The sequence below is a fragment of the Amycolatopsis sp. lyj-84 genome, assembly GCF_046549075.1.
Lineage (GTDB): Bacteria > Actinomycetota > Actinomycetes > Mycobacteriales > Pseudonocardiaceae > Amycolatopsis.
In genome coordinates, this window is record NZ_JAJPWO010000006.1 from 521,792 (window position 1) to 547,692 (window position 25,901).

General features: G+C 68.2%; 25 protein-coding genes and 1 pseudogene. 12 read left to right on the forward strand and 14 right to left on the reverse strand.

The genetic code is table 11. The annotated features are described in order from the left end of the window. Positions 1–130: 130 nt before the first annotated feature. From ACLJRM_RS21430 to ACLJRM_RS21445, 4 genes are read right to left on the reverse strand one after another with little or no spacing between them, the layout of a single operon-like run. The gene (locus ACLJRM_RS21430; protein WP_410664086.1) at positions 131–1,888 is read right to left on the reverse strand and encodes an ABC transporter ATP-binding protein; all 1,758 of its coding nucleotides are present in this window, start codon (positions 1,886–1,888) and stop codon (positions 131–133) included. A gap of 1 nt (position 1,889) precedes the next feature. Further along, the gene (locus ACLJRM_RS21435; RefSeq protein WP_410664087.1) at positions 1,890–2,732 is read right to left on the reverse strand and encodes an ABC transporter permease; all 843 of its coding nucleotides are present in this window, start codon (positions 2,730–2,732) and stop codon (positions 1,890–1,892) included. Then, on the reverse strand, positions 2,729–3,709 hold the full coding sequence (locus tag ACLJRM_RS21440; RefSeq protein WP_410664088.1) for an ABC transporter permease: 981 nt from the start codon (positions 3,707–3,709) through the stop codon (positions 2,729–2,731). Before ACLJRM_RS21440 ends, ACLJRM_RS21435 begins: the two co-directional genes overlap by 4 nt. A 15-nt stretch (positions 3,710–3,724) precedes the next feature. Next, a complete protein-coding gene (locus tag ACLJRM_RS21445; protein ID WP_410664089.1) occupies positions 3,725–5,233 on the reverse strand; it encodes an ABC transporter substrate-binding protein in 1,509 nt (502 codons plus the stop codon). A gap of 238 nt (positions 5,234–5,471) precedes the next feature. Between ACLJRM_RS21445 and ACLJRM_RS21450 the strand changes: the two genes are divergently transcribed. After that, positions 5,472–5,936 carry a hypothetical protein gene (locus tag ACLJRM_RS21450; RefSeq protein WP_101608178.1) on the forward strand — a complete coding sequence of 155 codons (465 nt, stop codon included), beginning with the start codon at positions 5,472–5,474 and terminating at the stop codon, positions 5,934–5,936. A gap of 207 nt (positions 5,937–6,143) precedes the next feature. On the opposite strand, the gene ACLJRM_RS21455 is transcribed toward ACLJRM_RS21450, so the two are convergent. After that, the gene (locus ACLJRM_RS21455) at positions 6,144–7,178 is read right to left on the reverse strand and encodes a LacI family DNA-binding transcriptional regulator (protein ID WP_410664090.1); all 1,035 of its coding nucleotides are present in this window, start codon (positions 7,176–7,178) and stop codon (positions 6,144–6,146) included. 227 nt (positions 7,179–7,405) lie between these two features. Here ACLJRM_RS21455 and ACLJRM_RS21460 point away from each other — a divergent pair, with 227 nt between their 5' ends. After that, positions 7,406–8,023, forward strand: a complete 618-nt coding sequence (locus ACLJRM_RS21460) for a DUF1524 domain-containing protein (RefSeq protein WP_101608176.1) — start codon at positions 7,406–7,408, stop codon at positions 8,021–8,023. A gap of 27 nt (positions 8,024–8,050) precedes the next feature. Here the strand turns inward: ACLJRM_RS21460 and ACLJRM_RS21465 are convergent, their stop codons facing one another. Continuing rightward, positions 8,051–8,854: a metallophosphoesterase family protein gene (locus ACLJRM_RS21465; protein ID WP_410664091.1), complete on the reverse strand. Its 804-nt coding sequence runs from the start codon at positions 8,852–8,854 to the stop codon at positions 8,051–8,053. A gap of 203 nt (positions 8,855–9,057) precedes the next feature. Between ACLJRM_RS21465 and ACLJRM_RS21470 the strand changes: the two genes are divergently transcribed. Next, positions 9,058–9,876 carry a tyrosine-protein phosphatase gene (locus ACLJRM_RS21470; protein ID WP_101608174.1) on the forward strand — a complete coding sequence of 273 codons (819 nt, stop codon included), beginning with the start codon at positions 9,058–9,060 and terminating at the stop codon, positions 9,874–9,876. A gap of 67 nt (positions 9,877–9,943) precedes the next feature. On the opposite strand, the gene ACLJRM_RS21475 is transcribed toward ACLJRM_RS21470, so the two are convergent. Next, positions 9,944–10,588, reverse strand: a complete 645-nt coding sequence (locus ACLJRM_RS21475) for a lytic polysaccharide monooxygenase (RefSeq protein ID WP_410664092.1) — start codon at positions 10,586–10,588, stop codon at positions 9,944–9,946. Between the two features lie 109 nt (positions 10,589–10,697). Next, the gene (locus tag ACLJRM_RS21480) at positions 10,698–10,838 is read right to left on the reverse strand and encodes a response regulator transcription factor (RefSeq protein ID WP_269467471.1); all 141 of its coding nucleotides are present in this window, start codon (positions 10,836–10,838) and stop codon (positions 10,698–10,700) included. Between the two features lie 288 nt (positions 10,839–11,126). On the opposite strand from ACLJRM_RS21480, the gene ACLJRM_RS21485 reads away from it, so the two are divergent. Both ACLJRM_RS21485 and ACLJRM_RS21490 read left to right on the forward strand, forming a co-directional pair. Continuing rightward, on the forward strand, positions 11,127–11,807 hold the full coding sequence (locus ACLJRM_RS21485) for a S1 family peptidase (RefSeq protein ID WP_410664093.1): 681 nt from the start codon (positions 11,127–11,129) through the stop codon (positions 11,805–11,807). 42 nt (positions 11,808–11,849) lie between these two features. After that, a complete protein-coding gene (locus ACLJRM_RS21490; RefSeq protein WP_101608172.1) occupies positions 11,850–12,152 on the forward strand; it encodes a DUF1905 domain-containing protein in 303 nt (100 codons plus the stop codon). Positions 12,153–12,155: 3 nt separating this feature from the next. On the opposite strand, the gene ACLJRM_RS21495 is transcribed toward ACLJRM_RS21490, so the two are convergent. Continuing rightward, positions 12,156–13,136, reverse strand: coding sequence for a DUF5937 family protein (locus ACLJRM_RS21495; protein WP_410664094.1), 981 nt, complete (start codon positions 13,134–13,136; stop codon positions 12,156–12,158). Positions 13,137–13,202: 66 nt separating this feature from the next. Between ACLJRM_RS21495 and ACLJRM_RS21500 the strand changes: the two genes are divergently transcribed. Continuing rightward, entirely contained in the window at positions 13,203–14,390 is a 1,188-nt protein-coding gene (locus tag ACLJRM_RS21500; RefSeq protein ID WP_410664095.1) for an MFS transporter, read from the forward strand. On the opposite strand, the gene ACLJRM_RS21505 is transcribed toward ACLJRM_RS21500, so the two are convergent. Both ACLJRM_RS21505 and ACLJRM_RS21510 read right to left on the reverse strand, forming a co-directional pair. Continuing rightward, positions 14,377–14,631 (reverse strand): hypothetical protein, encoded by a 255-nt coding sequence (locus ACLJRM_RS21505; RefSeq protein WP_199192991.1) that lies wholly within the window; start codon positions 14,629–14,631, stop codon positions 14,377–14,379. The two genes, ACLJRM_RS21500 and ACLJRM_RS21505, sit on opposite strands and share 14 nt — an antisense overlap. A 25-nt stretch (positions 14,632–14,656) precedes the next feature. After that, entirely contained in the window at positions 14,657–16,687 is a 2,031-nt protein-coding gene (locus ACLJRM_RS21510; RefSeq protein ID WP_410664096.1) for an MMPL family transporter, read from the reverse strand. A gap of 106 nt (positions 16,688–16,793) precedes the next feature. Between ACLJRM_RS21510 and ACLJRM_RS21515 the strand changes: the two genes are divergently transcribed. Then, positions 16,794–17,294 (forward strand): MarR family winged helix-turn-helix transcriptional regulator, encoded by a 501-nt coding sequence (locus tag ACLJRM_RS21515; RefSeq protein WP_101608168.1) that lies wholly within the window; start codon positions 16,794–16,796, stop codon positions 17,292–17,294. 50 nt (positions 17,295–17,344) lie between these two features. Continuing rightward, positions 17,345–18,811 (forward strand): annotated as a pseudogene (locus ACLJRM_RS21520) (SDR family oxidoreductase). Positions 18,812–19,141: 330 nt separating this feature from the next. Here the strand turns inward: ACLJRM_RS21520 and ACLJRM_RS21525 are convergent. Next, positions 19,142–19,747, reverse strand: coding sequence for a hypothetical protein (locus tag ACLJRM_RS21525; protein ID WP_410664097.1), 606 nt, complete (start codon positions 19,745–19,747; stop codon positions 19,142–19,144). A gap of 71 nt (positions 19,748–19,818) precedes the next feature. Here ACLJRM_RS21525 and ACLJRM_RS21530 point away from each other — a divergent pair, with 71 nt between their 5' ends. The 3 genes from ACLJRM_RS21530 to ACLJRM_RS21540 are packed head-to-tail and all read left to right on the forward strand — an operon-like array spanning position 19,819 to position 23,068. Then, entirely contained in the window at positions 19,819–20,496 is a 678-nt protein-coding gene (locus ACLJRM_RS21530; RefSeq protein ID WP_410664098.1) for a response regulator transcription factor, read from the forward strand. After that, positions 20,489–21,883, forward strand: a complete 1,395-nt coding sequence (locus ACLJRM_RS21535; protein ID WP_410664099.1) for an ATP-binding protein — start codon at positions 20,489–20,491, stop codon at positions 21,881–21,883. The genes ACLJRM_RS21530 and ACLJRM_RS21535 overlap by 8 nt, the downstream gene beginning before the upstream one ends. A 57-nt stretch (positions 21,884–21,940) precedes the next feature. Continuing rightward, a complete protein-coding gene (locus ACLJRM_RS21540; RefSeq protein ID WP_101608163.1) occupies positions 21,941–23,068 on the forward strand; it encodes an acyltransferase family protein in 1,128 nt (375 codons plus the stop codon). Positions 23,069–23,080: 12 nt separating this feature from the next. Here the strand turns inward: ACLJRM_RS21540 and ACLJRM_RS21545 are convergent, their stop codons facing one another. Further along, positions 23,081–24,529: a DHA2 family efflux MFS transporter permease subunit gene (locus tag ACLJRM_RS21545; protein ID WP_410664100.1), complete on the reverse strand. Its 1,449-nt coding sequence runs from the start codon at positions 24,527–24,529 to the stop codon at positions 23,081–23,083. A 209-nt stretch (positions 24,530–24,738) separates the two neighbouring features. Here ACLJRM_RS21545 and ACLJRM_RS21550 point away from each other — a divergent pair, with 209 nt between their 5' ends. After that, positions 24,739–25,590, forward strand: a complete 852-nt coding sequence (locus ACLJRM_RS21550; RefSeq protein ID WP_101608161.1) for a maleylpyruvate isomerase N-terminal domain-containing protein — start codon at positions 24,739–24,741, stop codon at positions 25,588–25,590. Positions 25,591–25,709: 119 nt separating this feature from the next. Here ACLJRM_RS21550 and ACLJRM_RS21555 read toward each other — a convergent pair. After that, positions 25,710–25,901: transposase (locus ACLJRM_RS21555; protein ID WP_410664101.1), on the reverse strand; the 192-nt coding region annotated here is incomplete at its 5' end.

Below are 25,901 nucleotides of genomic sequence, written 5' to 3' on the forward strand. Positions count from 1 at the left end.
CGGTAGAGCAGCCGGTCGCCGACGGCGAGGCCGTGGTCGATGTGCCGGCGCACGCTCGCGCACCGTATCTCTGACCGACGCCTCGCGAGCCGCGCGCATCCCTCTGAGAGGTGGTGGCGCGCCGAGGGAATTACGTCGTAACGGGCACTTCGAGCGTGGCGGCCATCAGGCTGCGGGTGTAAGGGTGCGACGGCGTCGTGAGTACTGAGCCGGTCATGCCCGATTCCACGACACGGCCCTGGCTCAGTACTACGACACTGTCGGCGATGCTTCGGACCACTGCCAGGTCGTGAGTCACGAAGATCATCGACAGGCCGTCGCTCAACAGGGAACGCAGCAGTTCCACGACGGAAGCCTGTACTGACACGTCGAGCGCGGACGTCACCTCGTCGCAGACGAGGAGTTTCGGTTCGCATACCAGGGCTCGGGCGATCGCGACACGTTGGCGTTGCCCGCCGGAAAGTTCGGCCGGGTAGTACCCGGCGTATCGCGCCGGTATCTCGACTCGTTCGAGTGCCTCACGTGCTCGCTGCCTGGCCTCGTGCTTGGTCGCACCGAAGTAGTGCCGCAGTGGCACGGCGAGGCTGTTTTCCACGCTGCGATGCGGGTTGAGCGAGCCGTAGGGATTTTGGAAGATGTACTGGATCTCGCGGCGGGTCTCCTTCGTTCGCCGGCCCGCCGCGGCCGGGATCGGGCGGCCTTCGATCGTCAGGGTGCCTTGTTGCTCTTCGTGCAGGCCGGCCAGGCAGCGCGACATCGTGGTCTTTCCGCTGCCGGACTCGCCGACGACGGCCAGGCATTCGCCCCGCACCAAACGGAACGACACGTCGAAGAGGATCTGGACGCCGCCGTAGCCCGCGTGCAGCCCGGCGACCGACAACACCGTGTGGTCGGAAACCACGGGCGAGTCGTTCGTGCGTGGCAGTTCCCGGGGTGTCCGTGCCACCTCGTCCATCCGCAGGCACCGTGCCAGCGTGCCGGACGGCGCAGGCTCGAGCTGAGGACGGGTCGTGGTGCATTCCGTCGTGGCGTGGTCGCATCGGGGCGCGAAGACGCAGCCGTGCCGGTTTTCGCCGGGGCCGGGGGCGCGTCCGGGGATCGGGACGAGGTGGTGGCGGTGGGTCGCGGACGGCACGGCGGCCAGCAGGGCCCGGGTGTACGGATGGGCGGCACGGGTGAGCACGTCGCGGTCGTGACCGCTTTCCACGACTTCGCCGCCGTACATGACGGTCACGTGGTCGGCGACATCGGCCACCACGGCGAGGTCGTGGGATACGTAGATCGCCGCCATGTCGTGGTCACGGCACAGATCGCGGACCAGTTCCAGTACGCGTGCCTGAGTGGAGACGTCGAGGCCGGTGGTCGGCTCGTCCAGCACGATCAGCCGCGGCCCGGCCGCGATCGCCATGGCGATCGCCACGCGTTGCTGCTGTCCACCGGAGAGCTGGCGAGGCCGGCGGTGGAGAAAGGCGTCGTCACCGGGCAAGCGAACGGTGTCGAGCAACTCCCGGACACGCGACAGCGCCTCACGTTTGGGCAGCCGCAGTCCTTCGGTCAGCTGGGTCGCGAGGCTCAGGCTCGGGTTCAGTGCTGTCGCCGGGTCCTGCGGGACGTAGGCGACCTTGGCTCCCCGCATGCGGCGCAGGTCCCGTTCCGGCAGGGTGAGCAGATCGACCCCGTCGACGACCACCCGTCCGCCGGTGATGGTCGCGCCTTTCCTGGCGAACCCGAGCAAGGCGAGCGCGAGGGTGCTCTTGCCGGAGCCCGACTCACCGACCACCCCCATCACCTCACCGCGGCCGAGTGCGAAACCGACGTCCTTGACGATGTCCGCACCCGTGGCGTCCAGGGTGACCGTGAGGCCGGAGATGTCCACTTCTTTGCGCACTTCAACCCTTTCCATCCGTACGGCCGACCACTCTGGCGACGGATTCGGCGACCAGGTTGCCGCCGAGGGCCATCATGAGGATCAGCGTGATCGGGGCCAGGACCGGCAGGGGAGCGACCGGCAGACCGTCCTGGTTCTCCCCGACCATCCGGCCCCAGTCGGCCGCGGGCGGCGCGATACCGAACCCGAGGTAACTCAGCGACGCGATCGCCGACACCGCCCAGACCATTCGCATCCCGATCTCCACCATCAGCGGCGAGGTCACGCCGGGCAGCACCTCCCGGAGCAGGATCCGCCTCGGCGGCAACCCGTTGGCCTTGGCCCACAGCACGTGCTCACTGCCGATCACCGGCCGCGCCGCGCCGCGCATCACCCGCGAGACGCCGGGCACGAACGCCACGCCGACGAGCACCGAGGTCAGCAGGGTGCCGCGACCGAGCATCGCTACGAACAGCAGGACGAAGACGATCTCCGGGAAGCTCATCAGGACGTCCATGGCCCGCATGAGCGTCGCGTCCACCGCACCACCGCGGTAGGCGGCGGTGAGGCCGACGAGGCAGCCGAGGAACACGCCGAGTCCCGCGGCGAGGATCGCCATCCAGGAGAGGGTGAGCCCGCCGTTCAGCAGGCGGCTCAGCACGTCACGCCCGAGGATGTCGGTGCCGAGCGGGAATCTCGCGCTCGGTGTCTCCAAGGGCGGCCCGACGATGGCGTCCTGGGCGTAGCGGGCGAAGAAGGGGCCGAACGCGACCACGAGTGCGACCACCGCGAGCAGCGCGAGGCCGAGCCGGGCTTGCCCGGTGCGAAGAGCGCGGCCGAGCACCGTGACCTGTCGGGTTCTCATCGTTGCCCTCTTCTCTCCGAGAGGAGGTCCGCGAGCAGGTTGAAGACGTAATACGCGGTCGCGAGGATGAGGGTGCCCGCCTGCATCACGGGCAGGTCGTGGGAGTTCACGGCTCCGACTACCGCCGTGCCGAGTCCTGGATACGAGTAGACGTACTCGACCACCACGACACCCGTGATCGTCACCGCGGTGACCAGGCCGGCCGCCGGGAGGCTCGCCGCGATGGCGTTGGGAAGGGCGTGCCGGAACAGGACGCGGCGGTCAGTGAGTCCTTTGAGGACGGCGGTCTGGACGTACTCGCTGTTCATCGCGTCGATGAACGAGGCCCGCACCAGGCGACCGAGGTACATCACGCCCATGAGCGTGAGCGTGGCGACCGGCAGGACCAGTTGTGCCGGGTACCACCACGGCGGGTTTCCCGGCGGGATGTTCGAGACCCCCGGGAGCACGCCGAACACCGAGGTGGCGAAGAACGCGATCAGCAGCATTCCCACCACGAACGCGGGCAGTGCCGTGAAAAGCGACGACACCGCGACGAACGCCTTGTCCAACGGGCTGTCCCGCTTGTGCGCGCTGAAGACACCGATGACCACCGCGAGCGGGAGGATCAGCGTCATCGAGATGAAGCCGAGGGTGAGCGAGTTGAGCACCCTGGGGCCGATGAAGTCCGCCACGGACTCGCCGTTCTGCAAGGAGGTGCCCATGTCCCCGGTGAGCACACCGGTGAGCCAGTGCCAGTACTGGGCGATGAGCGGCTGGTCGAGACCGAGCCGGAGACGGAGGTCCGCCACCTGCTCGGCTGTCGCGTCCTTGCCGAGGATGATCCGCGCGACGTCTCCCGGCAACGCTTGTGTCACTAGGAAGAGCAGCAGTGAGACCAGCAGGAGGATCAGCGCGCCGAGAAGGATCCGGCGTGCCAGCCACGCGAGCGTCGAAGGTCTCGAACCGGTCGGCAGCGGTGTGGTCAGGTCGGTCATGTCGGCGCTCCCCGGTCAGCCTGTGACGGTCACGTTCGTCAGAAAGGTGAGCGGGCGGCCGTTGACGTCCGGCACCAGCCCGCGAACGGCGCCGCGGTGCGGCAGGAGCACGTTGACGAAGGCGGGGGTGATCGTCGCGCCCTGGTCGTGCTCGATCCGGTGCATCCGGTTCATGATCGAGCACTGCTCCTGCTCGGGTGCCACGAAAAGTTCGTCGGAGAGCCGGACGAAGTCGGCGTTGTTCCAGTGCGTGGCGTTCCCGACGCGGCCCGGCAGCAGCGACCCGATCACGGTCGGCAGATAGGGGATCGGGTTGAAGTCGATGAACACCGGCCACTGGGTCCACTTGGACAGGAACTCGGGCACCGTCGGGACGTTGACGGTGACCTTCACGCCGGCCTTGGCCGCGTTCTCGGCGAACACCTGGGCCAGTTCCTGCATACCGGGCAGCAGGCCGTCGGTCGTGATGGCGAACGACAGATCCGGGTGACCCGCTTCGGCGAGAAGCCTCGTGGCCTGCGCGATGTCCTGCTTGCGTTGCGCGATGCCAGGGTCACCGCAGTGCGGCGTCCCTCCTTCGTGGTCGTTGGCCACCCGGCCGTACCCGCCCAGCGCGTTGGCCACGACCTGGTCGCGGTCGATCAGCAGGCGCAGCGCCTGGCGCACCCGGACGTCGTCGAAGGGCGCGACCGTGGTGTTGAAGCCGATCCGCAGCGTGAAATCGCCCTTGCTGTCGAGTACCTGGATGCCGTTCTTGCCGGCGAGGGACTTCGCGATGGTCGGGGTCGCGCCCGATGCCACGTCGACCTGGCCGGACAGCAAGGCGTTGGCTTGTGCCTGCTGGCTGGGGAACTCGATGATGTCCACCGTGTCCAGCTTGGGCTTCTCGCCCCAGTGGCCATCGAATCGTTCCAATGTGGACTGTCGACCGGCGGTGAACGACTTGACCGCGAACGGCCCGGTGCCGATCGGTTTCACCGGTGCCGAGCCCGCTTTGGTCATCGGGAGCAGGACGTTCGCCCAGATTTCCCTGAAGGGTGCGAAAGGTTTGTTCAGTCCTACCCGGACGGTCGACTTGTCCACCGCGGTGACGGCGTCCGGGTCGACCCGTTCGATGAACGCCAGTCCCTGTGCCGCGTGGGCCGGGTCGCGCAGGTATTTGATGCTGGCCACGACGTCCGCGGAGGTGAACTCGCTCCCGTCGGTGAACTTGACCCCGGGACGGAGCTTGATCGTCCACTCGTCGCGGAGGGCGTTCGGGGTCATTTCCGTGGCCAGGCGCCATTCCACCTTGCCAGTGGGGTCGAGGTGGGTGAGGCCCTCGTAAAGGAGCGCGCTCCGTAGCTCCTGGGTGGGGCTCTGGTTGCTCGCATAAGGGTTGAGGGTCTCGCCCGAGTCCGTCGCGGCGGCGACGCGCAAGGTGCCGCCCGCGCTGCTCGCGGCCTGCGGTGGTGGCGCACAACCCGAGAGAGCCGCGGTGGCGAACACGACGCCAAGCGCCGTGAGCGAGCGACGTCGTGGCACGGCGGCGGGTTCGGAGCGAAAGGGATTGCGCAACACTGGGCAACTCCAGTTCCAGGTCGAACGGGTGAGAGTTTCTAATCGTTTAGATCGATCGCCACTTGCCGGGTCGCGGCCAGGTTTCGCCACACGGTACGCCTTCGAGCACGTTCAGGGAAGGCGATCAGGAGGACTATCTAAGCGCTTAGATCATTGTTAGCCTCCTCTCGGCCACACGGGAACCAACGGGAGGAACGCGCCCATGACCAGTCCGTACGAGCACCTTTTCGTGAGGAAGATGCAGAACTGCATCGACGACCTCGTGAACGAAGGAGCCGCCGCCGGTGTCGTCGAACCGGACAACGTGGGCCCGGCGCTCGCGCTGATGCGCTCGGAGCAAGTCCCGCAGAGCAAGATCCACCTGACCTACACGTGGATCAACGAATGCGAGACCCCGGTGCAGTGGGTCAAGGAGCACGAGCACGACTACGACGAAGTCCTGATCTGGCACGGCAACGACCCGAACGACGCCGACGACCTCGGCGCGGAGATCTACCTGGACATCGAAGGCGTCCGGCACACGATCACCACGAGCGGTTCGGTCTACCTCCCGGCGGGCATCCGCCACTGCCCGCTCGGCTTCACCCGCGTCGACCGCCCGTTCCGGTTCAGCGCCCTGTCGTTGAGCCCGAACTACGCATCGGACGAGCACGAGCCCGTGCGATAAGTGGGGGGTAAGTCAAAGGTGGCGTGACCGAGCCTCTGTGGCGAAGGTCCCCTTCGCTGGCTTCAAGGGTTGTTTGAGGCGAGGGGCAAACGTGTCCTGTTTCGCGGGTGGGTCACGCCGGGCTGAAGGCTCCCTTCGCCGCGTCCGATGCGGCGAAGGGAGCCTTCGGCGGCGCGCATCTGGACCGGCTCTCGTCGGCCGGCGTGGTCACACGCCCGAAGCCGCGTCCAGCCGCGAAGTGCCCGCGGCCGTGCCAGGCCCGCACCCGCACGTCACGCCGATGCTGAGAGCCCCCTCCAAGACCACCGACTTCCCCGAATCCGGCTCGTCCAGTGCGTCGAAGGCGTGGGTCGCGAGTTCTTCCAGCGGGAGGGCGAGAGTGGTGAGCGGGAAACTCCCGAGCCGGGCTTCGCGGATCCCGTCGAAGCCCACGACCGCCAGATCCTCCGGCACCCGCAGTCCCAGGCTCATCGCCGTGCGGATCACCACGAGCGCTTGTTCGTCGGTCGTGGCGTAGATCGCGTCAGGACGGTTCTCGCTCTGGATGATCCGCCGCACCGTCCGGCCCACCTCGACGCGGTCGAAGGAAGTCCGGACGAGCCTGCCCTCGGAGGGCAGGCCCGCGTCGTTCATGGCCTGCCGCCAGCCGCCCTCACGTCCGTGCGCCGGGCCCACGGCGATCTCGCCCGCGACGCAGACGACGTCTCGGTGGCCGTGCCGGAGCAGGTGCTCGACGACGAGCTTCGCGCCATCGAAGTCGTTGAAGACCACGCTCGGCGAAGCGGACCCGGGCGGAGCCCATTGCACGTACACCCGGGGCGTTTCGTCGTCGCCCTGTGGTTCCTCGCCGGTCGTCACGAAAATCCCGCGGGGGCGCAACTCCGAGAACGCCACGCCGTACTCGTCCGCGCGTGACGGGTGATAGCCGGTGTTGCCCAGCAAGGTCAGCAGGCCACGGCGTCGTCCTTCCGCCTCCACGTAACGCGAAAGCTCACCGAAGAACGCGTTCGCGGTGTCGGGCACCAACAGGCCCACGAGGTTGGACCGGCCACCGCTCAACGCCCCGGCGAGCGGATTGCGCCGGTAACCGAGCAACCGGATGGCCTCTTCGACCTTGACCCGGGTCTTCTCCGCGACCGGACGAGGCCCGCCGTTGAGCACGTAGCTGACGACCGCCGTCGACGTTCCCGCGAGGCGGCTGACATCCGACAGCGTCGGCTTGCGAGTCCCTTTTTCGCCCACGCCCCTGCTTCCTGATCGGTTGTCGACGCCAGTCTAAGGCACGTCGGCGTCGGCGTCGGATGGCGAGATGGACGGGAGTTAGGCTGTTCGCCGGTCCCGCGGGACGGTGCGTCCGGTTGACTGGTCAGGTCGGAAGAGGCGTGACAGTTGATGATGAGGTGCGCACCGTGACTGGCGTGAGTGGGCGTGTCGGTCATGCCGTGGCGTGTGTCGTGGCTGGCGTGTCGATGCTGGTGTCGGGTTGTGCGGTTCCGCTCGCTGACTCTGGCAATCCGGGCACGAGCGGCACGGCTGCGGGGGAGGCGCCGACGATCCCTGTCACCGACGCGCGTAAACGTCTCGGTGAGCTGTCGGTCGCGGTACGCGGAAATCTCGATGGCTACGACCGGGCGAAGTTTCCGCACTGGAAGACCGTGTCCGGCACCTGCAACGTCCGCGAGGAGCTGTTGAAACGGGACGGTGTGGACGTCGAGGTCAACGCGGAGTGCGCCGCTGTGTCCGGGGTCTGGCGAAGCGTCTATGACGGGGAGACGTGGCGGAAGGCTTCCGAGGTGGATGTCGACCACGTGGTGCCGTTGGCCCAAGCCTGGGCGAGCGGCGCGAAGACCTGGGAACAGGCCCGGCGCGAGCAGTTCGCCAACGAGCTGGCCTTGCCGCAGCTGCGGGTGGTCACCGACAACCTCAACCAGCAGAAGGGTGACAAGGCGCCGGAGGCGTGGAAGCCGCCGCTCGTCGCGTTCTGGTGCACCTATGCCACGGACTGGATCGTGGTCAAACACGCCTATGGGCTGACGATCACCGTCCCGGAAAGGACCGCGCTGTCGAGCATGCTCGACCGATGCTGACGCCCGCCCTGAAATCCCTTGGCGGCATTAGTGCGGGCTTGGGGCCGTGACGCCGGCGTCGTCGAGGACCAGCGGTTGCCAATCGGCGGCGCCGGTCCGGCCGTGCCCCGGGTCGATGCCGGTGAACACGCGTCCTCCGACACGCACATGGACGTGGCGGGCGTACCAATCGACCGCCGTGCGCTGCCGGACCCGCCCAGAGCACCGCCAGGTTCGATCAGCGAACCGCACGACCGTGGAGTGCCCGTGGATCTGGCCGAAGGGCACGACGCCGCGATAGCCCATCCAGGGTTCGTGCAGCGCCGCGCCCGATTCGGCCCACAGCGGACCCGCACTGCCGTCGCGGCCGTGTTCCCCGATTTCCCAGATCAACTCCGGACGCTCGTTGAGCAACTCCGCGGCCTCGGTCGCCGACATCGGTTCTCCCAGCCGTTGCCAGCAGGCGAGCGTCAAACCCGCGTGCGTGACCAGTAGTTCGTCGCCCTCGGCGGTACGGACGGCCTCGGCCACACGCAACCGCCCGTCGGCCCACCACTGCCGCAGCCTGGCCGCGTCGCCCTCCTCGAGGGGTTCGCGCCAGAAGACGGCCCTGCCGGGCAAGTACTGCGTCTCGTGGTTCCCCGCGAGCTGGATCCATCGCCGCTTGTCCAGCAAGGTCGCCACGATGTCGAGCACTCCTGCGCTGTCCGGGCCGCGATCGACGAGATCACCTACCTGGATCACGGTGAGATCCAGGGGAAGTTCTCCTTCGGAGGCGCCGAGCCAGGCCAACGCCCGGCGCAACTGATCCGGGTGCCCGCCGACATCGCCGATGATGGCGACTCTTCCCATGACCACTCCCCATGACAGCCGACAGGAACCAGCGTACGGACTCTCGCGCCGAACGGTCTCGCTTCTCCGGAAGCGCGGGCGGGTTGGTGGTACCGGTGTCCGCTCGTTGAACTCCCTGCTAATCCTTCGTCGTTTGCGGTTGTCCTCCCCGGCGTAGGCGGGAATCATTCGTGTTCGGTCCGAATGTTGTTGGAGGGAGCGACATGCGCGTGAGGAAGCTGCTCGTGGCCGTCACCGCGGTGACCGCGGTCGTCGGCGGGGTGAACGTGCCGGCGTGGGCGACCATCGAAGCCCCAGGTGTCGTCGCCAACGCGGTGACGCTGGAGGGAGCCAAGAACTTTCGCGATGTCGGCGGGTACACCACGACCGACGGGCGCACGGTGCGTACCGGCGTGGTCTTCCGGTCCAACAAGCTTTCCCGGCTCACCGACGCGGATCTCCGTCTGCTCACCGCGGTGAACGTGTCGCTGGATGTCGATCTGCGCAACGTGAAGGAGCGCCGCGACGAGCCCGACCGGGTCCCTGCGGGCGCCCGGTACCAGGTGGCCGACGTGGTCTCGCTCGAACACGGGCTGCGGTTCCACGACAACGCCGCCGTCACGCTGGTGAAGGCCATCGCGGCCGGGCTGCTCAACGGATCCGACAACCTGGGCCAGTCGATCGGCTACCCGTTCATGGTCGACTTCGTGGGCGCGGACCACGCGTTCGGCGACCTGTTGCGTGCCATCGCGGAAAACGGTTCCGGCGCCACCGTTTTCCACTGTTCGGCGGGCAAGGACCGCACCGGCTGGGGGACGGCGATCCTGCTGAGCCTGCTCGGTGTGCCGCGTGCGGCCATCGAGGCCGACTTCATGCTCAGCAACGACAAGCTGGGCGACCCCAAGGCCGTCGAGTTGAGCTGGCTGCGTGCGGCTTTCGACGAGGTCAACCATCTCTACGGGTCCATGGAAGCCTATGCCCGCCAAGGACTCCGCCTCGACGACGCGACCATCGCCGCGTTGAAGGCCCGCCTCCTGGTCTGACACCCAGCCGAAAGTACCGAGAGAGCTGTCATCGGCGGCGAGCCCGGCGACCGGACGGCCGTGGCGATCAGGTGAAGATCACGTCCGAGCAGGTGTAGAAGGCCTCGCCGGAGTCGGGCCAGTGGCGTTGCCAGATCGAGTAGATCAGGTGCCTGCCGGTGCGCCCGCCGGGCAGGTTCGCGTGGAGCTGGTAGGCGTTGCCGACGATCGGCGGGTTGTCCTGCTGGTAGAACGGGGTGTCTTCCAGGTCGGACCACTTGAGCGGTTTCGTCGGGTCATAGCCCGGCTTGGTGACGTACAGCTCGAAGGTGCCCTCGTGCGCGGCGGTCAGCTGGTATTGGAAGGTGTACGGGCCGCTGCCCGGCATCGTGGTCGCCGGCCAGTCGTCGCGGGCCAGGTCGAGCCCCTTGTACTTGTCCCGGCCGGCGCCGCACAGCTTGCCGTCCGGGATGATCTCGCGGCTGCGGCCGCCGGCGTCGCCGATGTTGACCTCGTCCCAGTCGTAGATCGGCCAGCTGTCGCCCACCTCGATGGCGGCCTTGCACGCGGCGGACTGCGGGTCCTCCGGACCCTCCTCGAAACATTGCATGATCCGGCTGATCGGGTTGCCCATCGAGCCGTGCGCGAGGGCGGGGACGGCGGTGAACACCGAGACCGTGCCGAGCACGGCGGTCAGTATCGCGACTTTGACGGCGGCGCGGGAAAACTGCATCGCAGAATTCCTCTCGTGAGAGGTCTAGACCATATTCAGGGTAGGTGTCCCGGTGCACTGGCTTGTAGGTCCGAAAGTCGGGCGCTTCGACGATGTAAGCCTTGTCTGCTCAGTCTTCGGAGTTCGCCAGCAGTCCGTGATCGCGGGCGTAGACCGCGGCTTGGGTGCGATCTCGTAGTCCGAGGCGGCCGAGAATGCGGGAAATGTGGTTCTTCACCGTTCCCTCGCTGAGGTACGGCCGTGCGGCGATTTCGCGGTTCGTCGAGGGTTGTGGTCACGCCGTCAGCCTGGGCTCTAGCTTTTCTTCGCTGAGAGGACGTTGACGTGTTCTTGACACCGAATCGGGTGAACCCGACACCAACCTGACGGGCTGGAGATGCGGATCACCGCGATGCCGCGACACCCCGTCTGGCCGGACGTCGACGAGGTCGCCGACGTCCGATGGCTTCTGATCACCCGTCAGGCTGACTCCGATTGTGCCGCCGACCGTGTGGCACTGGACTGGTCGTAGGTATCAGTCTCCTGTGGACGGAAGGACATGACCATGTTTGGCTGCTCACGCCGTAAGCAGGCCGGGGTGCTGATCGCCTCGGTCGTGGCCACTTTGTTGGCTGCCCCGGTCGTGTCCGCGGCGCCGTCTGCGGGCGGTGCGGCCCAGCTGTCGGCGGTGAACAGCGGTGATGCGATGTACACCGTCTCGCCGGGACCCGGTCGTGAACCGTATTACTGCTCGGCGGGGTTCGCGATCCTCGTCAAGGGTGTCCGGTACATCCTCACGGCCGGGCATTGCACTGGACACGGGCTCGATTGGCAAGGCATCGGCCCCAACGTGGACACCCACTTCCCGGTGACCGATTACGGTCGTGTCCGGGACGTCTCCGGCTCCGGGCACAGCCGGGTGAATCTCTACGACGGCGGCACCCAGCGGATTCTGCGGGCGGGCATCCCGCAGGTGGGGCAAACGGTGTGCAAGAGCGGCATGGCGACGAAGAAGACGTGCGGGAAGGTCCTCGGCCTCAACCAGACCGTGAACTATGGCAAGGGCAAGCAGGTCGTCGGGACGATCGCGACCGACATCCCGATCGAGAGCGGTGACAGCGGCGGGCCGTTGTTCTCTGGTGGTGTCGGCTACGGCGTGTTGTCCGGTGGGAACAGCCAAGTCAGCTTCTTCCAGCCACTACGGTCCGTGCTCACCGCCTACGGCGCCACCCTCGCCTGAGGGGGACGGCAAACTGTCGGTCCCGTATGCGACGCTCCACCCATGATCGTCGTGTTCGATGCCGAACTCTGGGTGTGGGACGCCCGCCGCGAGGAGACCTGGACCTTCGTCAGCTTGCCTACTGACGTCTCCGAGGAGATCCGTGAGATCACGGACGGCCCGCGGCGCGGCTTCGGCGCGGTGCGCGTGCAGGTGGGCATCGGCGGCAGCAGGTGGAAGACGTCGATCTTCCCGGATTCGAAGCGGGGCGCTTACGTGCTGCCGGTCAAGAAAGCGGTCCGCAAGGCCGAAGGAATCGAGGAAGGTGATGTCGCGAAAGTGACCGTCGAGCTGATCGACCTCTGACAGTCAGAGCAGGCGCTCACCGAGTGGGGTCGTCAGGTAGAGGACGCTGCGGCCGGAGCGTTCACGCGCGACCAAACCGCTGTCCCTCAGGACTCTGAGGTGCTGAGAGACGGCGCTCGGAGTCACGCCGAGAGTGTGGGCCAGGTCGGTCGTGGTCGCGGGGGAGGACAACGCCAGTAGTAGTTCGGCCCGTGTCCGGCCCAGCAGTCGCACCGCGGCGGGTGTGGCGGCGCGTGGCCCGGTCGCCCACAGGGCACCGGTTCCCCTCGCCGGATAGCGGATCGTGGTCTGTGTCGACGTGTTGTTCTTGACCAAGGCGTGGGGTGAGCCGAGGGCGACCGGCATCAGTACGAGACCATTCGGCCCTCGCGTGACGACGCGGTGCCGATCGCGCCACCGATCTCCGGCCAGCATCACCCGGTCGATATGCCAGCGTAGGTCCGGGTGCAGATCCGCGAACAGCCGCTCGGTGCCGCCCGCGGCCAGTTGCCGTGCGCGGTGACCGATGTCGGCGTTCAGCGCCGCCCGGATCCGCGTCCAGTGTGGCGCGACGAGACGATCGTGGGCTTCGCGTAGTTCCTCGGCGATTTTCCGCAGACCGGACGCCGGGTCGAGCGCGAGGGCCGCGGCGGCGTGGGGAAGCCGTTCGTCGAAGACCCGGTCGAGGCTCGCTCTCACCCGGTCTTCAGGAGTTCGCCGCAACGCGTCGAGATCGTTCTCGAGGGAGTCTCCTGCGTCCTGCGGCGCGGGGACGAGGAACTCCGGCCAGCCGAGCCTGCCGTTCACGAGCAACGGCCAAGTCCACGAAAGATCGAGTGGTGCGCGCTTGAGTTCCTCCCGTGCCCACCGCAGCCAGGGCAGGTTGACCGTGTTCTGGTCGAGGCCGGCGAGTTGCTGCAGGCAGGCCACGGTCTCGGACAACGCCGAGATCGCGAACCGGGTCGCGGCCAGTTCGGCGACGCCGAGTTCGATGGTCATCGGCATGGTCCGAGTATGTAGCCCCGGCCTAAATGGTGTCCCCGGAATGCCGGACGTCGCCACGATTCGGCCATGCCCGACTTGCCTCGCGCCTATCGACGACTGTGGTGGGCCACCGGGATCGACAGCCTCGGCAACGGCGTCTTCACCGCGGCGCTGCCCTTGCTGGCCCTGACGGTGAGCCACGACGCGAGGGACATCGCGCTGGTCTCCGCCGCGACGTACCTGCCGTGGCTTCTGCTGTCCCTCCTCGCCGGATCCATCGTGGACAGGGTCGATCGAGTCACCCTCCTGTGGCGAACGCAGGCGTTTCAAGCATTGATCGTCGGGATGATCGCCGCGCTCGTCGCGACCGGGGCGATCAGCGTGCCGACGCTCGTTCTCCTCGCGTTCGCTCTGGGCGCCTGCGACGTCTTCTACGACAACGCCGCGCAAACGGCGCTCCCGGATCTCGTCCCGAAAGATCTGCTGCACCAGGTGAATGGCAGGCAGCAAGTGGCGATGACCGTCGGCAGGCAGTTTCTCGGCCCTCCCCTCGGGAGCTTGTTCTTCGCGCTCGCCTGGGCGCTTCCGTTCGCCGTTGACGCCGCATCGTTCGTCATCGCCGCCGTTCTGCTGGCCAGGCTGCCCAAACGACGACGCGTGCCTTCGGAAGACGTGAATGTCCTCGATGGACTCCGCTGGCTGATGAGCCATCGGTTGTTGCGTGCGCTCGCGTTGCTGCTCGGCGTCAACACGTTCTGCGGCCAACTGGGAAACGCGACACTCGTGCTGTTCGTGACCGACGCGCTCCATCTGGGCGCGGGCATGTTCGGCGTGCTGCTCGCCGGGGCCGCGCTCGGCAGCATCGCGGGCGGACTGGTGATCACGCGGCTGGTCGCCCGGCTCGGCGAACTCCGCGCGCTCCTTGTCTCGCTGGCTGTGAACGCCGTCGTCTTCGTCGGCGTCGGGTTCGGCCCGAACGTGGTCACGGTCGGCGCGTTGTTGGCCCTCAGCGGTTTCGTGACGACGGTCTGGAACGTCGTGTCCGTCAGCGTCCGGCAGCGAAAGGTGCCCCCGGCCTTGCTCGGCCGGGTCAACGGCGTCTACCGGTTGCTCGGCTGGGGGTTGATGCCGCTCGGCACGCTCGCGGGCGGACTGCTCGCGCACAGATTCGGGCTTCGTGTTCCCTATCCGGTCGCGGGTTTCGTGCGCGGCATGGCGCTCTTGGTCGCGCTTCCCGTGCTGATCCCGGCGATGCGAGGCACTATTCCTCGGTGAGCTCCGCCAGCTGATCCGCGGCGTCCTGGTTGCCGCGCTCGGCCAGCCGTCGCAGCTCGTCCAGCGCCCCCAGTTCGGTCGCGGTTTCGATCAGCTGGTCCGCCGCGTCGCTGCTTCCGCCGTCGGCCAGCCGCCGGAGTTCGTCCAGATCGCCACGCTCTCCGGCGAGTTCGATCAGCTCGTCGACGGCGTCCCGATCCCCGGCCGCGGCGCGTTTCCGCAAGTCGTCCAGTTCGCTCATGGTCATCAGGTTACGGGGACCGCGTTCATCCCAGGTCCGACTTCGCCAGCTTGGACGGCCACCAGATCTTCCGTCCGACGTCCACCGCGAGCGCCGGTACCAGCAGAGACCGCACCAGAAGCGTGTCGAGCAGAACGCCGAACGCGACGATGAACGCCAGCTGAGCCAGGAAGAGGATGGGGAGGACGGCCAGTGCGGCGAAGGTCGCGGCGAGCACGACGCCCGCGGACGTGATCACGCCGCCGGTGACGCGCAGGCCGCGCAGCGTCCCGTCCCGCGTGCCGATCCTTCCCGCCTCTTCGCGGACCCGGGTCATCAGGAAGATGTTGTAGTCGATCCCCAGTGCGACAAGGAAGACGAAACCGAACAACGGGACGACCGGGTCGGCGCCGGGGAAGTCGAAGACGTGGTTGAACACCAGCGCCGAGACACCCATCGTCGCGGCGAACGACAGCACCACCGTGCCGATCAGCAGCAGCGGCGCGAGCAGCGACCGCAGCAGCAGGGCGAGCACGAGGAAGATCACGACCAGGACGATCGGGATGATCACCATGCGGTCGTGCTCGGACGTCTCCCTGGTGTCGAGCAGCGTCGCCGTCGGCCCGCCGACCTTGGTGCCGTCGACGGTGTGCACGGCTTCGCGGATCCGCTGGACCGTCGCGACGGCCGCGTCGGAGTCCGGCGGATCGGCCAGGACGGCGTCGATTTTCGCGAGCCCGCCCGCTTCGCCGCTTTGACGGACGTCGGAGACGCCGGGGACGCGTGCCAGCGCGGTCACGGCATCGCCCTGACCGGCCGGGGTGATGATCACCGTGGGAGAGCCGGAACCGCCGGGGAAGTACCGGGAGAGGACTTCCTGTCCCGCGACGGAATCGACCGGGGTGAGGAAGACGTCGGACTGCGCGGTGCCGGAAGCCTTGAGCTGCGGGAGGAACGCGCCGCCCGCGAGCAGCACGACGGTCGTGACGATCCAGACCGTGCGGGGCGCGCGGGAGATCCAGCCCGCGACGCGGCCCCAGAGTCCGCCCGTCTCCTCCTTCGGCGGGGTCACCGCCGGCCGGAACGGCCAGAAGGCGTTGCGGCCGCACAGAGCGAGGACGGCGGGCAGGAACGTGATGGTGGTGAGGAAGGCGGCGCCGATGCCGATGGCGGCGACCGGGCCGAGTCCCTTGTTCGAGTTCAGGTCGCTGAACAGCAGGCAGAGGACGCCGAGGATCACCGTCCCCGCCGACGCCGCGATCGGTTCGATGGTCGAGCGCCAGGCCGTGCGGAGTGCGGCGCGGGCGTCGTCGGTCGTCCGGAGTTCTTCGCGGTAGCGCGAGATCATCAGGAGCGCGTAGTCCGTGGCGGCGCCGAAGACGAGGATGAACAGGATTCCCTGACTTTGCCCGTTCAACGCCAGCACGTCGTGGTCCGCGAGCAGGTACACCGCGAGGCTCGCCGATCCCAGCGCGAACACGGCCGACAGCAGGACGAGCAGGGGTAGCAGCGGACTCCGGTAGACGATGATCAGGATGAGCGCGACCACCGCGCCCGCGACCAGGAGCAGCAGTCCGTCGATCCCGCCGAACGCCTCCTTGAGGTCGGCGACCTGCGCGGCGGGACCGGTCACGAGCACTTTCAACCCGTCGGGTGTGTCGCGGGCGAGCGCGTCTCGCAGTGCCTCGACGCCGTCGCCGGGGTCGCTCGTGGCGTCCAAGAGCACGACGACCTGCGCGCCCGCGTTGCTCTCCGGTGCCGGGATGAGCCGCGCGTTCGACGTCCGGTCGGCGAGGAACCGCTTGTCGCCGTCGGTCAGGCCCGAAGGCCGCTCGGCGACGACGATCGCGGGGATGACGGCGGCGCTGGAGAACTGCTTCTGGAGCTCGCCGACCTCGGTCGCCTCGGCCGAGGCGGGCAGGAAACTGCTGCTGTCGTTCTCCGTGACCTGGCTCAGCTTGCCGGCGTACGGGCCGCTGAACCCGCCGAAGATCAGCCAGGCCACCGCGACGAGGGCGGGGAGCAGCCACCGCAGACGTGACCGCGTGCGGGCGGGGCGTTCGACTTCCGAGATCATGGGCGGATGGCTCCTGTGGCAAGGCTATTTCGACGAGTGAATAGTTCGACCATCGAAATAGTAGAGTGGTCACCCGGACGGGGCAACAGGAGGGGAGGTTTCGGACATGACCAACGGCACTGACGGCACTGAAGACACTGGCGACGTCGAGGAGGTCACGGACGAGTTGCTCGTTCTCCTGCTGCGGCAGCTGACCGTGGAGTCGGACCGGTTCGCCGAGATGTTCGGTGAGGCACACGGCCTGCACCGGACCGACCTCAACGCGCTCGCGGTGATCATGGACGCGGCCAGGATGGGGACCCCGATGAGCCCGAGCAGGCTCGCGAGCGCGCTGCACCTGAGCGCCTCCGCGACGACGTCGGTGCTGGACCGGCTGGAGCGGGCCGGGCACCTCTACCGCGACCGGAGCGCGACCGACCGGCGCAAGGTCGAACTGCGGATGCACGATCGGGCGAGGCAGATCGGCGCGGAATTCTTCCTGCCGCTCGGCGCGAGCTTCTCCGCCGCGTGGCGGGACCTGGGGGAGGACGAGCGGCGGACGGTCGCCCGGTTCCTCCGGAGCAGCATCGCCGCGACCGTCGAGGTCCGGGGCCGGCTGGCACCCTGAAAGGCTCACTCGGACTGCGCGGCGCCCCTTCGCGGTGAACACTCGGGTGAATGCGATGTGTGGTGCTCGGTGCGACGGGTTATGTCGGTGGACGGCTGGTGCCGCAACTGCTCGACGCGGGTCACGAGGTCCGCGTGGTGGCGCGTTCTCCGGAGAAGGTCGCCGAAGAGCCGTGGCGTGACCGGGTCGAGGTCGAACGCGGCGACGTCACCAATCCGGCCTCGATCGAGATGGCCCTGACCGACGGCGAGGTGGTCTACTACCTCGTGCATTCCTTGGCACGCAAGGACTTCGTCGAGGTCGACCGGGAGGCGGCGCGGACGGTCGCCGAGGCCGCGAAGACGGCGGGCGTGCGGCGGCTGGTGTACCTGGGCGGCATCGTGCCGGACGACGAGGAACTGTCCCCGCACCTGGCGTCCCGTGCCGAAGTGGGCCGGGTCCTGCTGGACTCCGGGGTACCCGCCGTCGTCCTGCAGGCCGCGGTGATCATCGGTTCGGGCTCGGCGAGCTTCGAGATGCTGCGCTACCTGACCGAGCGGCTCCCGGCGATGATCACCCCCAGATAGGTGCACAACCGGATCCAGCCGATCGCGATCCGGGACGTGCTGCACTACCTCGTGCACGCGGCGGAACTGCCGTCCGAGGTCAACGGTGCCTTCGACATCGGCGGCCCCGACGTCCTGACCTATCTGGAGATGATGCGCCGCTACGCAGTCGTCGCCGGTCTGCCGAGGCGAGCCGTCGTGCCGGTGCCGGTGCTGACGCCGTGGCTGTCCGCGCAGTGGGTCAACCTGGTCACGCCCGTGCCGAAGTCGATCGCCGTACCGCTGATCGAATCGCTGGTGCACGAGGTGGTCTGCCACGATCACGAGATCGCCGGGCACATCCCCGATCCGGAAGCGGGCCTGACCCACTACGAACACGCCGTCGAACTGGCGCTGACCCGGATCCGCAACGCCGACGTGCCGACCCGCTGGTCGGACGCGTCGACCGCCTCCGCACCGTCGGATCCGCTGCCGAGTGATCCGGCCTGGGCGGGCGGGACCGTCTACGAGGACAAGCGCGAGCAGAAGACGGAGGCCTCGCCGGAAGCGCTGTGGGACGTCATCGAGTCCATCGGCGGGGAACACGGCTGGTACTCGTTCCCGCTGGCGTGGTCGGTCCGCGGCTGGGCCGACCGGCTCGTCGGCGGCGTCGGGCTGCGGCGCGGCCGCCGGGATCCGCGGCGGCTGCATCTGGGCGAGGCACTGGACTGGTGGCGCGTCGAATACCTCGACCGGCCGCGGCTGCTGAGGCTGCGGGCGGAGATGAAGCTGCCCGGGCGCGCCTGGCTCGAACTCAGTGTCGAGTCCGATGAGGACGGTGGGACGATCTACCGGCAGCGGGCGGTGTTCGAGCCGCACGGTCTGGCCGGGCACGCGTACTGGAAGGGGATCGCGCCGTTCCACGGCGTCGTCTTCGGCGGCATGGTCCGCAACATCACCGGTGCTGCGCAAGGAGAATCCGGCGCTTCGTGAGTGGCGATTCGGGTTCTGACCCGAATCGCCACTCACGACCACCCCGCCCCACTCGGTACCGGCGCCCTGGTCGCTTGAAGTACGTAATGGCCCCCTTCCTTGCGCTAGGCGCAGTGAAGGGGGCCATCACTCGCAGTCGCTGTGACCACTGGCGCGGGTGGGGCGAAGGTGGCGACCGTGGCGATCACGAAGGTAGTGAAGGCCTCCATCACTACGGTCAAGGTAGGCAAGGGGCCCTTCACGGCCTGGCCCCGTGAACGACCGCAGCCAGAAGCCGGTAGGTGATCAAGACACCCTCGGCCCTAACCGTCCTTACCACTCACGAGGCGATCAGGCTTTGAGTGTTTTCATGGTGTCTTCGGCGCTCTTCTTGACCTTGGCCTTCATGTCGTCCTCCGTGGCCGGCCAGCCGTCGGCCTCCTTGGCGTATCCGCTGCCGATGACCGTGAGTACCAGCGCGCCGTGCTGGACGTCGTACTTGTAGAGCCAGAAATCGTCGACGGCCCAAGGTCTCTTGTCGTCGTGCTGCCGGTACAGGTACGCCGCCGATCCGAAGCCTTCGACGTCGGCCACGGTGATGTCGGTGCCGGGGGTCGCCCGCTCGCCGTCGCTCTTCCGGAAGTCGTCGTACATGGCCCTGGCGGCGGTTTCCCCCGTTGGGTGGATCGCGATGAAGGTGGTCAGCGTGGCGTAGCCGCCGGAACCGTCGAATTCCATCTTGCAGTTCCCGCCGCCGAGCCCCGCGGTCAGCTTGCTGGGAGTCTTCGTCGGCGTGCCGCGGGTGAGAGCCTCGAAGTCGGCCGTGTTCACCGCCGCGCACGCGTCGTCACCGTTGAGACGGTAGGTGGGCGGCGGCTCGGGTTCGGAGGAACAGCCGGCGACGGTGGTGACTGCGAGCGCCGCGAGAAGCGCTCCACGGAGGCGGTGGGCGGGCATGACCGGATGGTGGCAGCGGGTCCACCGTGCCATGAGGGCATTTGTGCCCGGCCGTATGGGATCGTGAGCGGATGAGGATCTTGCTCGTCGAGGACGAGCGGCGGCTGGCCGAATCGCTGCGGGCGGGGCTGAGCGCCGAGGGCTACGCCGTGGACGTCGCGCACAACGGCCGTGACGCGCTTTGGTACGCCGCCGAACATCCGTACTCCGCGATGATCCTCGACATCATGCTGCCCGGCCTCAACGGCTACCGCGTCTGCCGGAGGCTGCGCGAACGAGGCGACACCACGCCGATCCTCATGCTGACCGCGAAAGACGGCGAGGACGACGAGATCGAGGCGCTGGACACCGGCGCCGACGACTTCCTGCCGAAGCCGTTCTCCTACGGCGTGCTGCTCTCCCGGTTGCGGGCGCTGATCCGGCGCGGGGGAGCGACCCGGCCGGGCACGCTGCGGCTCGGCGACCTCGAACTCGATCAGGCGAGTCACACCTGCCGCCGCGGCACGGCCGAGATCCCGTTGACCACCAAGGAGTTCGCCTTGCTGGCATACCTGATGAAACGGCAGGGCGAGGTCGTCACCAAGGCCGAACTGCTGGAGAACCTCTGGGATTTCGCGGCGACGGCGACCGCGAACCTGGTGGAGGTGCACATGAGCGCGTTGCGGCGCAAGATCGACCTGCCGTTCGGGGCGGAGACGATCCGGACGGTCCGCGGCGCCGGCTATCACGTGGTGGGTTCCGGTGCGTAGGTTCTGGCGGACCACCCGGTTCCGGGTCGCGCTGACCGCTTTCCTGGCGTCGATCATCGCCCTGGCGGTCGTTTCGGCGTGGCTGGTGCTCGATGCCCAGAACCGGCTGGGCAACGGCGCCGCGCAGGTCGCGAGGGAGCGCGCGGCCGCGGTCGTCCAGGTGCTGAACACCGGCGCCGCTCCGGCCGATCTGCGGCTCCTCGTGCAGGCTTCGGTCTACGAGGTGACCACCCAGACCGGTGAGCGGGTCGCGTCTTGTCCCGGCCTGCGTTCCGGGACGATCGTCCCGGACGGTGGCTTCGAGTACGGCGACAGTGTCAAGATCATCAAGCCTGGCGACGTCGACCTCGCCAGGCGGGAATCCGTCGGCTGCACGAGTGCGCTCGGGGAAGATCCAGAGGGGAACGGACTCCGGCTGCACGTGGCGGGCGCCGTGAGCGGCGACAGTAAGTACCGGGTCTTCGGCGCCGCCATCGTCGACGAGTCCGGACAGGCGGCGCTCGATGCGGTGCGCATGACGCTTTTCGCGGGAGTCCCGGTGATCGCGCTGCTGATCGGGGTGATCGCGTGGCTCGCGGTGCGCCGGTCGCTGCGTCCGGTCGAGGCGATCCGTTCGGAGGTAGCGGAGATCGGCGCGCACGATCTCTCCCGCCGGGTCCCGGCACCGGACAGCGCCGATGAGATCGCGAAGCTCGCGGACACGATGAACACGATGCTCGCCCGCTTGGACACCGCGGTCACCCGGCAGAGCCGGTTCACCTCGGACGCGTCGCACGAACTGCGCACCCCGCTGGCTTCCCTGCGGACCCAGCTGGAGGTGCTGCTCGCGCATCCGGACCGGCTGGACTGGCGCGACGCCTGCCGCAACGCGCTCCTCGACATCACCCGGCTGCAGGACCTCGTCTCGGATCTCGTGCTGCTCGGCAAGCTGGACAACGCGGAACCGGAGCGGCTCACGCCGGTGCGGCTGTCCGAAGTGGTCGAATCCTGTCTCTCCGGACGACGGGGCGTCCGCGCGGGGATCGAGGGAGATCCGATCGTCCCCGGGAATCGCGGACGGCTGGAACGGCTGCTGCGCAACCTGGTCGACAACGCGCAACGTCACACCCGGACCGGCGTCGAGGTCACGGTGTCCACAATGGACGGCTTCGTCGTGCTGTCGGTCACCGACGACGGCCCCGGCATCCCCGCCGAGGATCGCGAGCGGGTGTTCGACCGCTTCGTACGGCTGGACGACGGACGCGCCCGTGACGACGGTGGCGCCGGCCTCGGGCTGGCGATCGTCGCCGACATCGCCCACGCGCACGGAGGCACGGCCGAGGTGGCCGACCGCGACGGCGGTGCCCGCTTGGTCGTCCGGCTGCCCTTGGCCGAAGCGCGAAGCTGAAGACGTCTTCAGCTTCCTTAAGCTTCGGTTCAGCGTCCGGGCCCGAACCTACGGGCCATGTCCGACCTTTCGCGCCGCTCCTGGTGGCAGCCGCTCGGCCACGCCGACTACCTGGCGTCGTCCTGGTTCCCCGGTCTCACCGGCGTACGCGCACTCGCCGCCGTGGCCGTCGTGTTCTTCCACTACGGAGGCCCTGCCCTGGACCCGCTGCAGGGCTGGATCGCCGTGCAGCTGTTCTTCGTGCTGTCCGGGTTCCTGATCACCACCCTGTCCCTGCGCGAAGAAGACCGCACCGGCCGGATCTCGCTGCGCGAGTTCTACCTGCGCCGGGTCTTCCGGATCCTGCCGGTGTACTTCCTGCTCCTGGCGCTGACCACGCTCGCGGTGACGCTCGGCGGCACCTACCAGAGCAGCAGGCTCGCCGACGCCATGCCGTACTACCTCGTCTTCGGCAACGAACTCGTCGACTTCAACACGCCCTACCCGACGTCGTGGTCGCTGGGGGTGGAGGAGAAGTTCTACCTGGTCTGGCCCGCGCTGCTGGTGCTCACCTCGTTCGCGCGAAGCGGGAAGACGGCGTTGCGCCTGCTGTTCGGCGCGTCGGCCGTCCTCGGCGTGGTGATGTTCGCGTTGCCGCTGGCTCCGACGCACACCTGGGCGAGCCTTTCGGTGCACTACTGCTCGCTGGTCATCGGCTGCCTGCTGGCGATGACGCTCCACCATCCGCGCGGGTTCGCCCTGTTCCGGCCGCTGACCAGTCCCGTCGCCGCCACGGTGATCGGCTGCGGGTTCGTCGTGCTGCAGTTCTCCGTCGGACCGCTGGCGAAGGCTCTCGGCGGGCACTGGCAGTTCGTGGTCCCGGTCTACGCGGCGGGCTCGGCGCTGCTGCTCGTGGCCGTCGTTTCACCGGGGCCGGTCCGGAAACTGCTCTCGAGCAGGCCGATGACCTTCGTCGGCGATCGGTCGTACGCGCTTTACCTCGCCCAGACCGGCGCCGCCGGGGTGACGGGCTGGCTGCTGCCCAGCGGGTTCGCCAAGGCCGCGGCGACCGCGGGGGTCGCCCTGGTGTTCGCCTGCGCGCTGCGCCGGTGGGTCGAGCAGCCCGCCATCGCCTACGGCCGGAAGGTGATCGGACGACGAGCGCCCGCCGGGCCTCCGGTGGAGGCCACGGCGGGCGCGAAGTGAGCGGATCCGTCGTCAGTGGTGCGCGGCCACCGGGGCGCCGGTGGCGCTCTTCTTGACGAACAGCGAACCGGCGAACGCGGCCAGCCCGACGCAGCCGGCGACCATGAACGTGGTGCGGATACCCGCCGCGTCGGGGCTGGTCGCCCCGGCCGTCACCGTGCTCGCCGTGGCCACCGCGATGAACACGGCGGTGCCGAGCGCGCCGGCGAGCTGCTGCAGGGTGGCGAGGATCGCGCTGCCGTGCGAATAGAGGTGCTCGGGCAGCGAACCGAGCGACTCGGTCATCAGCGGCGTCATCATCAGCCCGAGCCCGCCCATCAGGAGGACGTGGATGGCGATGACCGCGACCAGCGGTGATCCCGGGCCGAGCAGGGCGAACAGCCACAACGAGACCGCCATCGCGGCCGCGCCGGGGATGACCAGGGGCCGGGGACCGAAGCGGTCGTACAGCGCGCCGACCGGGCGGCCGAGCAGCCCGAGGACCAGGCCGCCGGGAAGCACCGCGAGCCCGCTGACGAACGTGCTGGTGTGCAGGACGGTCTGCAGGTACAGCGGGAGCAGGATCGCCGCGGCGCCGAGCAGGCACATGAACAGCAGCGCCGTCAGCACCAGCGAGACGACGAAACTGCGGTGGGTGAACGGGCGCAGGTCCAGCAGTGCGCGGTCTTCCTTCTGCAGGCGCAACTGGCGCCAGGTGAACACCGCGAGCGCCACGGCCCCGACGACGATCGGCACCCACGGCGGCACCGGCTGGTGCCCGCCCGCCGATTCACCGGACGTCGACAGGCCGTACAGCACGCCGCCGAAACCGATGGCGGACAGGATCACCGACAGTACGTCCAGCGGCACCTTGCGGGTCTCGCTGTCCAGCCGCAGCCGCAGCATGCCGACCACCAGCGCGGCGATCGAGAGCGGCAGCACGATCCAGAACATCCAGCGCCAGCCGAGCGAGGAGAGCACCGCGCCGCCGATGGTCGGGCCGATGGCGGGGGCGACCGCGATGACGATGGTGATCGTGCCCATCGTGGCGCCGCGCTTCTCCACCGGGACCAGGCGCATCACCGTCGTCATCAGCAGCGGCAGCATGACCGCGGTACCGCACGCCTGGATGACCCGGCCGGTCAGCAGGAGCGTGAAACCCGGAGCGAGCGCGCTGACCAGGGTGCCGGTGCTGAACAGGGTCAGGGAGGCGAGGAAGACCTGGCGCGGGGTGAACCGTTCGAGCAGGAACCCGGTGATCGGGATGACGACCGCCATGGTGAGCAGGAAGCCACTGGTCAGCCACTGCACGGTGGTGGTCGGGACCTTGAGGTCGACCGTCAGGTCACGCAGCGCGACGCTCAGGATGGTCTCGTTGAGGATCATCACGAACGCGGAAAGGACCAGGACCCCGATCAGGAGCCCGGCGCTGGCCGGTGCCCTTTCCTGGTCGCGCGTGGTTTCGGGCAGGGTCTCGGTCATCTGTTTGGGGCTCCTGGAAGGGCGCGTTCCGCGTGGGCCGCCCTCGGCGACAGCGAAGGCGAAGCTGATTCTCCCGTTCAGTCTGCCTGTGCCGGTCGGTGTGTGTCACGCCGATTTCCGTAGTGAGTACGGTCACTACGCTCTGAGCGGAAACCGGGTCCGCACGCGAGCGGAACGGATTTCCCGCCGTATCGCGATAAAATCGCGTCGTGACCAGAGCGATCACGGCTGATCAATGGCGTTCGGCGCGACGCGCCTATCGGGTGACGGGTACACGATTCGCCGAACTGGTGACCGCTATTCGGGATCCCGGCGCGAGGGTCACCGCGGAGTGGACGGTGGCCGACACCGTGGCCCACGTCGCGCTGATCGCGAAGATGTACACGTCGCTGGTGCGGCCCGACAATGCCCCGTTACTGGACGCGCGAGGTCGGGATCAGCTCGAAAAGACCACTGTGGACACGGTTTCCGTGCTGAACACCTTGGTGCTGGAGGATTTCCCCGAACGCGACATCGGCGTGCTGGTGACGGGGTTGCTCGCTGACATCGAGGAATTGCTGCGAGTGACCGAGGATGCCGATCCGGCGGCCCCGCTGGACTGGCTCGGCGGATCGCGAGTGCCGCTGGCCGGTGTCCTCGCGCACCTGGTCAACGAACTGCAGATCCACGGCTGGGACATCGCCAAGGCGCTGAACCTGCCGTGGGCGATGCCGCCGGGTGACGCGGCGCTGTTCTTCGATCTCTTCTTGGTGGGCGTGCTGACGCACGGCATCGGGCACCTTCTCGACTCCGGCGAACCGCCGCGGGAAAGGCGTATCGCCGTGGCCTTCCGCTCGGCGTACACGACTCCGGTCGTGCTGGTGCTGCACCGGGGGAGTGTCACGGTCGAGGAGCCCGGCGGCCCGGTCGACGCGCGGATCGCCTTCGATCCGCCGTCGCTGAACCTGATGCTGTTCCACCGGGTCGGCAAGGCCCGGACCGCGCTGACCCGCAAGATCGTGGTCAGCGGCCCGCGTCCGTGGTTGCTGCCCGCGTTCCTTCGGGTCGTCCGTTTGCCCTAGGAAGTGGTGGGGCCTCCTATCACCCCGCCCCGGGATCCGTGGTCACTCGCTCGCCCAATCGCCGGCTTCGGATGTCTTGAAAGCCAGGCGGATTCATGTGGTGGTCGCAACGTGCTCTGTTAGGACAGTAGCGTGGTGAGTTTCTCGAGTGGGGTGTGCCAGTCGAGTGTTTTGCGGGGGCGGCTGTTGAGTCGTGCGGCGACCGCGGCGAGGTCTTCGGCGGTGTGCTGGTGCAGGTTGGTCCCTTTGGGGAAGTACTGGCGGAGCAGGCCGTTGGTGTTCTCGTTCGATCCGCGTTGCCATGGGGAATG